Annotated in this window: 9 protein-coding genes and 3 pseudogenes; 8 read left to right on the top strand and 4 right to left on the bottom strand. The window is 63.7% G+C overall.

The genetic code is table 11. The annotated features are described in order from the left end of the window. The first annotated feature begins 275 nt into the window (after window positions 1-275). Both BL8807_RS11880 and BL8807_RS11875 read left to right on the top strand, forming a co-directional pair. A pseudogene (locus BL8807_RS11880) lies at window positions 276-1,023 on the top strand (sigma-70 family RNA polymerase sigma factor). After that, on the top strand, window positions 956-1,297 hold the full coding sequence (locus BL8807_RS11875; protein ID WP_226847386.1) for a hypothetical protein: 342 nt from the start codon (window positions 956-958) through the stop codon (window positions 1,295-1,297). The pseudogene BL8807_RS11880 and the gene BL8807_RS11875 overlap by 68 nt, the downstream one beginning before the upstream one ends. 143 nt (window positions 1,298-1,440) lie before the next feature. Here the strand turns inward: BL8807_RS11875 and BL8807_RS12235 are convergent, their stop codons facing one another. Further along, complete coding sequence (locus BL8807_RS12235) at window positions 1,441-1,515, bottom strand: 50S ribosomal protein bL37 (protein WP_003817083.1); 75 nt, start codon at window positions 1,513-1,515, stop codon at window positions 1,441-1,443. A 115-nt stretch (window positions 1,516-1,630) separates the two neighbouring features. After that, window positions 1,631-2,582, bottom strand: a pseudogene (locus BL8807_RS11870) (aldose 1-epimerase family protein). A 311-nt stretch (window positions 2,583-2,893) separates the two neighbouring features. Between BL8807_RS11870 and BL8807_RS11865 the strand changes: the two are divergent. Next, window positions 2,894-3,877, top strand: coding sequence for a 4-hydroxy-3-methylbut-2-enyl diphosphate reductase (locus BL8807_RS11865; RefSeq protein ID WP_072725212.1), 984 nt, complete (start codon window positions 2,894-2,896; stop codon window positions 3,875-3,877). 224 nt (window positions 3,878-4,101) lie between these two features. Here BL8807_RS11865 and gap read toward each other — a convergent pair. Together gap and BL8807_RS11855 are read right to left on the bottom strand one after the other, a co-directional pair. Beyond that, a pseudogene (gene gap, locus BL8807_RS11860) lies at window positions 4,102-5,159 on the bottom strand (type I glyceraldehyde-3-phosphate dehydrogenase). A 240-nt stretch (window positions 5,160-5,399) separates the two neighbouring features. Next, window positions 5,400-6,161, bottom strand: a complete 762-nt coding sequence (locus BL8807_RS11855) for a thiamine diphosphokinase (RefSeq protein ID WP_072725216.1) — start codon at window positions 6,159-6,161, stop codon at window positions 5,400-5,402. Window positions 6,162-6,355: 194 nt separating this feature from the next. Between BL8807_RS11855 and BL8807_RS11850 the strand changes: the two genes are divergently transcribed. From BL8807_RS11850 to xerD, 5 genes are all read left to right on the top strand, one after another. Next, entirely contained in the window at window positions 6,356-8,026 is a 1,671-nt protein-coding gene (locus BL8807_RS11850; RefSeq protein ID WP_072725219.1) for a spermidine synthase, read from the top strand. Between the two features lie 279 nt (window positions 8,027-8,305). Continuing rightward, entirely contained in the window at window positions 8,306-9,034 is a 729-nt protein-coding gene (gene infC / locus BL8807_RS11845) for a translation initiation factor IF-3 (protein ID WP_072725221.1), read from the top strand. After that, window positions 9,015-9,209 carry a 50S ribosomal protein L35 gene (rpmI, locus tag BL8807_RS11840; RefSeq protein ID WP_072725224.1) on the top strand — a complete coding sequence of 65 codons (195 nt, stop codon included), beginning with the start codon at window positions 9,015-9,017 and terminating at the stop codon, window positions 9,207-9,209. The genes infC and rpmI overlap by 20 nt, the downstream gene beginning before the upstream one ends. Before the next feature lie 45 nt (window positions 9,210-9,254). Continuing rightward, entirely contained in the window at window positions 9,255-9,638 is a 384-nt protein-coding gene (gene rplT, locus BL8807_RS11835; RefSeq protein WP_072725226.1) for a 50S ribosomal protein L20, read from the top strand. A gap of 118 nt (window positions 9,639-9,756) precedes the next feature. Next, a complete protein-coding gene (xerD, locus tag BL8807_RS11830) occupies window positions 9,757-10,701 on the top strand; it encodes a site-specific tyrosine recombinase XerD (protein WP_072725228.1) in 945 nt (314 codons plus the stop codon). The last annotated feature ends 97 nt before the right edge of the window (window positions 10,702-10,798 follow it).

The following is a 10,798-nucleotide window of genomic DNA, read 5'->3' as shown; positions in this document are numbered from 1 at the left end:
ACCTGCCGGGTGTCGTAGGTGACGGAGTCGAAAGACCGATCGGAGTGAGGTATCCGGCTGGCGTCCATCGTCCAGATATCGCCCTGAACGATCTCACGGAGCAGGTGGTGACGCTTGAGCAGTTCGGTGGCCGTAGCCAGTGTCAAAGCCATGGTTCTTTTTCTCCCTTACCGGTTATATCGAAGAGCCATTCTACCCGCCGGCATGTGCGTTTTTGGTGGTAGTGGGGATTCGGAGTCGACGAAGGGGCAGAAGCCTCCGCTCGACGGGTTACAATGGTGCATTGTGACCGAAGAACGGACGGAGACCATGCCGAACGCCGCGCGCGTTTCGAGGAGCTTGCCATGCCCGCCGTCGACGTGCTTTACCGGCAGGCGATGCGGCTGACCAACAACCCCGAGGACGCGCAGGATTTGGTGCAGGACACCTTCGAGAGGGGGTTCAAGGCCTTCGACTCCTTCGAGCCGGGCACGAACTTCGAGGCGTGGATGACCACCATCGAACGCAACGCGTATTTCAACCAATACGCCAAGGCGAAGCGGCGTCCGCAGCGAGCCAACGATTCCAGCGGCGAATACGACGACTGGGACATCTACGCCGCATCCGAGCACTCCTCGGAGGGATTGAAATCAGCCGAGCAGGAGTATCTCGACGCCTTCGCCCCGAGGAGATCATGGCCGCGCTCTCCAAACTCAGTCCGGAACGCCGTCAGGTGTTCATCGACGCGGCGATCGACGGCAAGTCCTATCAGCAGGTGGCCGACGAGCAGGGCGTCAAGATCGGCACGGTGATGAGCCGCCTCAACCGCGCCGCACGCAGCTCAAACGCGAGCTCGCCGCCTACGCCAAAGAGCGCGGATACGACACGCGGACCCCACGCGGTTCACTATCGCGCAATCGGAACGCAGCCGCGATAATGAAAGCAGCAATGCGGCCATCGGCGGAAGGGAGCGGGCATGAACGATCCCATCGAACGTCATCGTCATATCTCCATCACCCCATACCGACGCGGACGGCACGGTGACCCATACGGACGTGCGCATCACCGCCGTGACCACGATTCACGACACCAGACGGACGACTCCGCCCGTATGGGATGTGCGGGCGTCGCGTCGCGGACCGTGATCAAAGCCACCCGCGTGGATGGGGCAGGCGACTGTTTCGACCCGACCACATGCTGCGACGAGCGCGAACAGGCCCTGATCGCGGCGCTGCGGTCCTATCTGCGCCCCGAACAGGCACCCGAGTGCCTGATGGCGCGTCTGCGCGACGCGCTCGACCACTGCTGCAAGGAATAGCCTGGCCATGTGCAAAATAGCCTGGCGTGTGTCGAAGAGGCGGCGCGAAGGCTCGTTGGTTCCGCTGTTCCGGGAGACATGAAATACGAAAAACCCGCCCGGCTTCGCTCAGGCGGGTTTCCACGTTTCTTGACGCGTGAAGATCAGGCGTTTGGGCGCTTGCCGTGGTTGGCGGCCTTCTTACGACGATCCTTGCGCTTGCGTCCGCGCATGCCCATGATGGACTCCTTTACTTATGATGAATAAGCCTACGGGATTATCGCACACAGACGCGACTTCAGGCAAACCGGACGTCCGTTCGGCGGTTTGCCCGAAGCCCTGTGCGACGCTTCGTCAGGCCTGCTGCGCGCTGAGGAACAGCGTGGTGGCGCTGGTGGCGCCCGGCTCGATGACGATCAGGTCCTCGCCGGTGTTGAAGGCGTTGGCGTAGGCGGTCTGCGGCTCGACCGCGGTGCCGGCCGGATGCTGGAAGGCGGGGAATCCGGTGCCGGTGCACACTTGGAACGAGGTGATGGTCTCGTCGCCGCCCACCTTGATGGTCAGGCCGTCGGGGCGGGTGAACGTGGCGGTCACGGTGCCGTCGGCGTTGTGATGCAGGTCGGTCCACGCGTCGTCGAAGGGCTGTTCGGTGAGGAGGGTGGCCGTCCGCAGATCGTACTTGGTGCCATCCACCGGCTCGGTGCCCGTGGGGATGAGGTTCTCGTCGACGGTGACGTGCGTGTCGGCCGGCACGGTCAGGGAGCATTGGGCGTTGTGTCCGTCGATCTCGTCGCCATAGCCGTTGAAGCCGTTGTCGAGCCACGGGTGGATCGCCAGGGCCCACGGGGCGTTCGCGTCGCCGTGGTTGGTGGCGGCGACGGTGATGGACAGCCCTTGTCGCTCAGCTCATAGGTGGCGGTGACGACGATGTCGAAGGGGTAGCCGTTCATATGGGGCGAACGCCACGACAGCGTGACCTTGGCCTCCTCGAGGCTCACCAGAGTCCAGTAGGAGCGGTATCCGTAGCCGTGGATGGCGGTGTTGCGGTCGTGCTCGTCGATGGGCAGCGTGTAGGTCGTGCCCTCGAAGGTGTAGGTGCCGGCTTCGATGCGGTTGGGGAAGGGATGAGGATCTGGCCGTGGCAGCAGGTCACCGGATCGTCGGCGCCGAGCGGCACGATCACGTTCTTGCCCTGGTAGGTGAGCTTGCGCAGCGTGGCGCCGAGCTGGGTGACGACGGCCTGGTAGTCGCCGTAGGAAATCGCGTACTGCTGTCCGGTGCGCGGAGGCAGGTTCGTGCATGCCATTATGATCACTCCCATAGTGCTGGTGTCGTTGTCCGATAACGATTGTTATCGCTAACGCAACAGTCTAGTACCTTATGCGTGGTTTCGTCGCTCGTGCATATGGCGGTGTCGCGACACGCCACGAGTGGAGGACGGAAGGACCGGCTGGGCGTTCCGTCCCCGATCGCCATGGAGGATGCGGCGCGAGCGTGCCGGCATTCGCTCGTGCGGATACCGGTGGCGCGCGGAACATAGGACTGCGTTCGATATCGTACGAAGGTTGCGTTTGGCGGATACACTGGTGGACTGACCGATAAGGAGGCGAACGCAAGATGGGCAAACGTATCGTATTGGCGGATCCACGCGGATTCTGCGCTGGAGTGGATCGTGCGATTCTGACCGTGCAGACGATACTCAAGGCCAGTTCGGCCCGTGGGGGAGGGCTTGGCGACGGCTTGCCTCCCGTGTATGTGCGCCGGCAGATCGTTCATAACCGCCATGTGGTCGAGGACTTGGCCGCGCAGGGCGCGGTGTTCGTCGAGGAATTGGATGAGATTCCGGACGATGCCGGCCCGGCCGGCGTTCCGGTGGTGTTCTCCGCGCACGGCGTGTCGCCCGCGGTGAAGCGCGAGGCCGAGGAGCGGGGATTGCATATCGTGGACGCGACCTGCCCGCTGGTGGGCAAGGTGCATCGCGAGGTGCTGCGCTTCGTGCGCGAGGGATACGAAATCGTCTACATCGGGCATAAGGGCCACGACGAGGCGGTCGGCGTGGTGGGGGAGAGTCCCGAACACGTGCATCTGATCGAACGCGCCGGCGATGTCGCTGATCTGCGGTTCGAACCGATGACCAAATTGGTGCTGCTCAGCCAGACCACATTGAGCATCGACGAGACGGCCGAGACGATAGCCGCCTTGAAAGCCCGGTTCCCCTGGATCGAGGAGCCGCCGAGCTCCGATATCTGCTATGCCACCAGCAACCGGCAGGCCGCGGTGAAATTGGTGGCCGAGCGGTCCGATGCCGTGGTGATCGTCGGATCGGCGAACTCCTCGAATTCCGTGCGTCTGATGGAGGTCGCGCAGGAGGCCTTGGCCGGACGCGGCGACGCGCATCGCGTCGACGACGCGGGCGAGCTTGATCCGGCCTGGTTCGAAGGCGTCGAGGCCGTGGGCGTCTCCTCGGGCGCGTCGGTGCCCGAGGAATACGTCGAAGGCGTGGTCTCGGCCCTGCAGGACATGGGCTATGACGATATCTCCTCGGTGGAGACCATCAAGGAGAATATGCACTTCGTATTACCATCTGAGCTCCGCCGGTAGCCTTCGCGTGGCTATCCGTGTTGAGATCCTTCGACTCCGGCCTAACGGCCTGCGCTCAGGATGACGTTGATAATGGTTATTCGTCATCCTGAGCGGAGGGCGAAGCCCGAAGTCGAAGGATCTCTTTACCGGGAAACACCGTAATAACGAGGAAGCCCTCGCCGTGGGCGAGGGCTTCCTGATGAGTTCCATGGGAACCGTTGCGGTCGTCAGACCGCGTCGGGTCACTCGGAGATCTCGGCGAAGTACAGCAGGGTGCGCACCATGTTGCAGGTGAAGCCGTACTCGTTGTCGTAGAAGGACACGGTGCGGGCCAGGGTCACGCCGTCGACGGTGTTGACGTCGGTCTGGGTCGGGTCGAACACGCCGCCGTGGGTGTCGCCGATGATGTCGCCGGAGACGATGCCCTCATCGTTGTAGCCGTAGTAGTCCGTGTCGGAGAACGCGGCCTTGAAGGCCTCGTTGATCTCGTCGGCGGTGGTCTCGACGTTCAGCACGGTGGTCAGCTCGGTGACGGATCCGTCCGGAACCTGCACGCGCTGGGCGTGGCCCTGCAGCTTGCCGTTGACCTCCGGACGACCTTGCCGATGGCCTTGGCGGCACCGGTGGAGTGGGCGATGGTGTTCACCGCGGCGGCGCGCAGGTCGCGGCCGGACTTGGTGCCACGCGGGCCGTCCAGGATCATCTGGGTGCCGGTGTAGGCGTGGATGGTGGTCATGAAGCCGGCCTTGATGCCCCACTTGTCGTTGAGCAGCTTGACCATGGCGGCCATGGAGTTGGTGGTGCAGGAACCGGCGGAGACGATCACGTCGTCGGCCTTGAGGATGTCGTGGTTCACACCGAACACGACGGTCGGGGTGTCGGCGTCCTTGGCCGGGGCGGAGATCAGGACCTTCTTGGCGCCTGCGTTGAGGTGGGCCTGGGACTTCTCGGCGGAGGTGTAGAAGCCGGTGCACTCGAGCACGAACTCGACGCCGTCGTTCTTGACCCACGGGATGTTGTTGGCGTCCTTCTCGGCGTAGACCTTGTATTCCTTGCCGTCGACGATGATGGAGTCCTCGGTGGCCTTCACGTCGACCAGGGTGCCGTCGTCGTGCTTGAAGGTGCCGTGGGTGCTGTCGTACTTCAGCAGGTAGGCGAGGGCGGCCGGCGAGGTCAGATCGTTGATGGCGGCAACTTCGATGTCACCAGCCTGGCCACCGCGAGCCTGAAGCTCGAAGATGCGGCGGAAGGCGAGACGACCGATACGACCGAAGCCGTTGATACCAATCTTAACTGTCATGTATTTCTCCCTTTGGGATAGGCCTTGGCGCACGGTGGCGCGGCGGCCATTGTTTACCAACGTTCCTTACTCTAATGCGTCGCCTGTACTTACGGCAACGTTTGGCGCGTGTTTTCAGTCTCAAGGCGCAACTTCCGTGAGCGTTCACAACGACTGCGCGGTCGTCCTCTGCGCAGTCGTGCGGCATCGATCGGGCCGGATCTCCCATGTCATGCCGGCAATGCCGCACGGGCGGCGACGTCAGCCATGGAAGAGCGGGGAGAGCAGTTCGGACCGGCGGTCGTCGATCTCTCCGAAGGACGCGTCCTGTTCCACACCGCTGCGCCATTGAGGTTGCGGAGCCTCCACGGGATAGGTGACGATCAGCGTGCCTTCGCGCACGCTGATGGAGGAGGGGATGCCGGGCAGGAACTCGTTGCTGACTCCCAGCGCGTGGCTGTTCGTCCAATCGACCGGATCCGTCTCGTATTTCAGCCCCCGAATCGTCACGCCCAACGCCTTGTCGGAATGCGCGAACACGGAGACCATGCGCCGCGCGGCCACCTGGTTCGCGGGAAAACGGATCTCCCCATCCGTGACGGCCGTGGCGACGCTGCCGTCGCCATGCAGGAATCCGATGCCGCCGTGCCTCGCGATGTCGGCCAGCATCTGCAGATTCGCCAACGCATGGTCGAGCCGGCCTCCGAGACCGCCGAAGATATGGAACACGCGAATGCCCTGGTTCCAGCCGACCTTCACCGCCTGCGGCATGTCGGTCTCGTCCTTCTGCGCGGGCAACGCGATGGTGCGCACGCGCCCGCCGCCCGACATGCCGCCATCCGGACGGGAATCCGGCATCCCGCTGATCGAATCGAAATCGCCGATCGCCACATCGGGCGTGACGCCCAACGAAAGCGCATGGTCGTAACCGCCGTCCGCGGCCACGACGAGCGCGCCTTGGGGAATGACCGGAATCTCGTCGTAGTAGCTTCCCGCCCCGAACACCACGCAGACCTTGCCCATATCGCTCATACCGGCCAGTGTACGCGTCCGAGGCGGATCGCGAGACGATCCCGGACAAGCGGGACGCATCATGCCCGAGGCGGTTTTTCGTCCGACCCGCCCGGTTCGCCGTGCAGACAACGCCTATGCGCCGGCGTGCGGGGCTGATAATCTGGGCGCAGTCCACATAGCGAACGATACGAGAGGGAACCAGCATGGCGGTGAAGACGCAGGACAGCGAACGGCCGATCCTCAAATCGAAGATCTTCCTGTACATCACGGAGTTCTTCTCGGGCATGGCCGTCATGGCGGCCGAGCTGGGCGCCTCGCGTCTGCTCGCCCCCTACTTCTCCAGCTCCCAGATCGTATGGACCATCATCATCGGCACCATCATGATCGCGCTGGCGCTCGGCGCGGTGTTCGGCGGCAAATGGGCCGACAAGGACCCGAATCCCGACAAGCTGTATTTCCGCATCATGATCGCGGCCGTATGGATCGCGCTGATCCCGCTGGTCGGCAAATACGTGATCCTGGCCATCTCCGGACTTCTGATCGTAAGCGTGTCGACCAACTTCCTCATCGTCGCGGCCTTCGTCAGCTGCATGGTCATCTTCGTGCCGCCGCTGTTCCTGCTCGGCACCGTGACCGCGGGCCTGAACAAATTCGCCACCGACTCGCTCGAGGACAACGCCTCCGTGGTCGGCCGTCTTTCCGCATGCAACACCATCGGCTCGATCCTCGGCACCTTCCTGCCCACCTTCGTGACCATCCCCGCCGTGGGCACCTTCGTGACCTTCCTGATCTTCTCGGGCGTGCTGCTGCTGATCCCCCTGGTCTATTTCATCTCGATCAAGGCCCGCCGCGTCGCCTGCGTCGTCTCCACGGTCGTCTTCGTGGCCACCTCCTGCGTCTCGCCCCTGAGCGGATTCGCGTTCTGGGAGACGAACCTCGCCTACGAGGGCGAGTCGATCTACAACTATCTGCAGGTCAAGAACCTCTCCGACCGCACGATCCTGTCCACCAACGTGCTGTTCGGCGTGCAGTCCGTCACCATGAAGGACGAGGGCCTCACCGGCATGTACTACGACACGGCCCTCGCCGCCCCCGCGCTCGCCGACAACGCCGACTCCGCCCTGATCCTCGGCATGGGCACCGGCACCTACGCGCGCCAGCTCAGGCAGTATTACCCTGATATGGAGATCACCGGCGTGGAGATCGACGAGAAGATCACCGAACTGGCCGGGGAGTACTTCGACGAGCCGGCCGACGTGCCCGTCTCCACCTACGACGGGCGCGCATGGCTCGCCGCCAGCGACGAGACCTACGACGTGATCATGGTCGACGCGTATCAGGACATCACCATACCTTTCCAGATGAGCTCGGTCGAGTTCTTCGAGATGGTCAAGGAGCATCTGAACCCCGGCGGCGTGATGGTGGTGAACATGAACATGATCTCCGACGGCGAAGGCTCGATCAACGAGGCTCTCACCGACACCATCGCCAGCGTGTTCGGGGAACGCAACATGCTCACCGCCGACGTGCCGAACACCACCAACCGCGAGTTGTTCGCCAAAACCATCGGCGAGGACAAGTCCACCAAAGGCGCGAGCGACATCAAACGCGACGCCAAGGCGATTCCGCTGCGCTCCACCACCTATATGCGCACGCACAGCGACGAACTCAAATGGGAGATGGACGAGGTGGCCGCGCGGTTCGAGGAGGTCGACGAGCCGGACGCGGATTCGACCATTCTCACCGACGACCAGGCGCCGGTCGAGGTGCTGGGCATGCGCGCCATCGACCAGCTGATCGAACGGGAGGCGGAACCGTATCGCGAGATCCTGCGCGAGGAGGGCATCGCCGGTCTGATCGACGCGCTGAGTTGACGCGCGGGCCGGCGGTGTGTCGCGGTTGTCCGGCCATATGGTAATATCGACAAGGCTTGAGAAATCAAGAAAGCGGGAATTCCCCACCTGGAAGCCTTTCAGGGCTTCGGGTTCAAGGCAATGGCCTCGCCGTTCCGGCGCGTTTGGCGCGCGATAGAAGAACGGCTGACGGCACGCAAGGTGTCCGTATGCGATCGAGCGCGCGACGCGCGATGGTCGCGGCTTGCCATGAACACGGAGCTTAGAAGACGATCCGGTCCGGAACACCGCTGAAGGAACATGAGGATTGGAGTCATCATCAGCGACGAACCACGCATTAACGACGAGATTCGCGTCCCGCAGGTACGCCTGATCGGCCCGAAGGGTGAGCAGGTGGGAGTCATCGCGACCGCGGTCGCCCTCAACCTGGCGAAGGAAGCGAACCTCGATCTCGTCGAGGTGGCGCCCAACGCGAAGCCTCCGGTTGCGAAGCTCATCGACTACGGCAAGTTCAAGTACAACGAGAAGATCAAGGCCCGTGAGGCCCGCCGTAACCAGAGCACGGCGGAGATCAAGGAGATCCGTTTCCGCCTGAAGATCGACGACCACGATTTCGAGGTGAAGAAGGGCCATGTGACCCGCTTCCTCAACGGCGGAGACAAGGTCAAGGTCACGATCATGCTGCGCGGCCGCGAACAGTCCCGTCCGATCGGTGGCGTCGAGCTGCTGCAGCGCTTGGCCGCCGACGTCGAGGAATTCGGCACGGTGGAATCCCAGCCGAAGCAGGAGGGCCGCAACATCATCATGACGTTGGCGCCCAAGGGCAAGAAGGTGCACACCCAGTCCGAGCAGCGTCGTCGCGGCGACCAGTCCCGCGCCGAACGCCAGGCCCGGCAGGCCGCGCGTCTTGCCGCCAAGCAGGAGGCCCAAGCCCAGGCCATGGCCGAGGCGAACGCCAAGATCGCACCCCAGACTTCCGAACAGAAGAACAACACCAAGGAGGGCAGCAATGCCGAAGATGAAAAGTAATTCCGCCGCTTCCAAGCGCGTCCGTGTCACCGGCAAGGGCAAGCTGATGCAGGTCGGCAGCGCCATGCGCCACAACCTTGAGCACAAGTCGTCCCGCAAGCGTCGCGCGCTGTCCACCGACACCGTGATCGCCGCCCCGCAGGCCAAGAAGCTCAAGCGCATGCTCAACAAGTGAGCCCCACCGGAATTTACGACTTTTAAGAAAGCTGAGGAATAGAATATGGCACGTGTCAAGCGCGCAGTGAACGCCCACAAGAAGCGTCGCGTCGTTCTCGAGAGGGCTTCCGGCTACCGCGGCCAGCGCTCCCGTCTGTACCGCAAGGCCAAGGAGCAGCTGCTTCACTCCTTTAACTACAACTTCCGCGACCGCAAGGCCCGCAAGGGCGACTTCCGCAAGCTGTGGATCCAGCGCATCAACGCCGCGGTCCGCGCCGAGGGCATCACCTACAACCGCTTCATCCAGGGTCTGAAGCTGGCCGGCATCGAGCTGGACCGCCGCGCCCTCGCCGAGCTGGCCGTGTCCGATCCCGAGACCTTCAAGGCCATCGTGGACGCCGCCAAGGCCGCCCTGCCCGAGGATGTGAACGCCCCGGTCGAGGTCTGATCGATTCTTCTGGCATGATGCCCCGCTCGTCCGTGGCGAGCGGGGCATCATCGTATCCGACGGCATCGTGGTATCGCCCGGCATCGCGGGTCGAACCCGCCGTAATACACTGGAGCCTATGACTTACGGATTCGCGCCGCTGCTCGAGCAGTTCCTCGCCCATATCGATGTGGAACGCGGATTGGCCCCGTCCACGGTGAAGGCGTACGAATCCGATCTCGGCAAATACTTCGACTGGCTGGACACCCAAGGCATCGACGACCTTTCCCGCATCACCCGCCATGACGTGGAACGCTACGTCGCCTCGCTCGACGACGCCGGCGAAAGCGCGCGCAGCAAGGCCCGTCGTCTTGCCAGCGTGCATGAGTTCCACAAATTCGCCCTGACCCAGCATGTCGTGTCCGATGACGTATCGGCTTCGGTGAAGGCGCCCAAAGGCGCGTCCACCCTGCCGGACGTGCTGACGGTGGACGAGGTGTCGCGCTTGCTCGACGCGGTCGCCCCGGTCGTTCCGAACGCCGAAGACGGCGCCCTCGATCCGGTGGAGCTGCGCGACAAGGCGCTGCTCGAATTCATGTACGCCACCGGATGCCGTGTCTCCGAGGCCACCGGCGCGAATCTGGAGGACGTCGACCTTGACGAGCGGGTCGCCCGTCTGATGGGCAAAGGATCCAAACAGCGTCTGGTGCCGGTCGGAGGCTACGCGTGCGCGGCCCTGCGCCGCTATCTCGAACGGTCTCGTCCCGAACTCGAACGCCGGGCGCACGCACCGAACGTCGAACGGCGCGCGTTGTTCCTCAACAAGCGGGGCCGTCGGCTGTCCCGCCAATCGGTGTGGGAGATCGTGCGCGGCGCGGGGGAGCGCGCCCATATCGCCAAACCGCTGCACCCCCACACCCTGCGGCATTCCTTCGCCACGCATCTGATCCAGGGAGGCGCTGACGTGCGCACCGTGCAGGAGCTGCTGGGACACGCCAGCGTCACCACCACGCAGATCTACACGCATGTCGCGCCGGAGAACCTCATCGAGGCGTATCTGACCGCCCATCCGCGCGCGAGGTGACGCCGCCGACAGGAGATGCCTCGACTTCGCTCGAGACCGCGCGCGGCACGACATCGCCGCGGCGATGCCGGGCGAAGTCGGGGTTCTCGGCGTGGCA

This window comes from Bifidobacterium lemurum (assembly GCF_014898175.1).
GTDB lineage: Bacteria > Actinomycetota > Actinomycetes > Actinomycetales > Bifidobacteriaceae > Bifidobacterium > Bifidobacterium lemurum.
The sequence above is the reverse complement of the archived record's forward strand: the minus strand, read 5'-3'. Positions and strand labels throughout refer to the sequence as shown.

Coding starts and splice junctions, on each gene's coding strand:
- BL8807_RS11875 (WP_226847386.1), top strand. CDS start 956: ATGAACGATCCCATCGAACGTCATCGTCATATCTCCATCACCCCATAC.
- BL8807_RS11865 (WP_072725212.1), top strand. CDS start 2,894: ATGGGCAAACGTATCGTATTGGCGGATCCACGCGGATTCTGCGCTGGA.
- BL8807_RS11855 (WP_072725216.1), bottom strand. CDS start 6,161: ATGGGCAAGGTCTGCGTGGTGTTCGGGGCGGGAAGCTACTACGACGAG.
- BL8807_RS11850 (WP_072725219.1), top strand. CDS start 6,356: ATGGCGGTGAAGACGCAGGACAGCGAACGGCCGATCCTCAAATCGAAG.
- infC (WP_072725221.1), top strand. CDS start 8,306: ATGAGGATTGGAGTCATCATCAGCGACGAACCACGCATTAACGACGAG.
- rpmI (WP_072725224.1), top strand. CDS start 9,015: ATGCCGAAGATGAAAAGTAATTCCGCCGCTTCCAAGCGCGTCCGTGTC.
- rplT (WP_072725226.1), top strand. CDS start 9,255: ATGGCACGTGTCAAGCGCGCAGTGAACGCCCACAAGAAGCGTCGCGTC.
- xerD (WP_072725228.1), top strand. CDS start 9,757: ATGACTTACGGATTCGCGCCGCTGCTCGAGCAGTTCCTCGCCCATATC.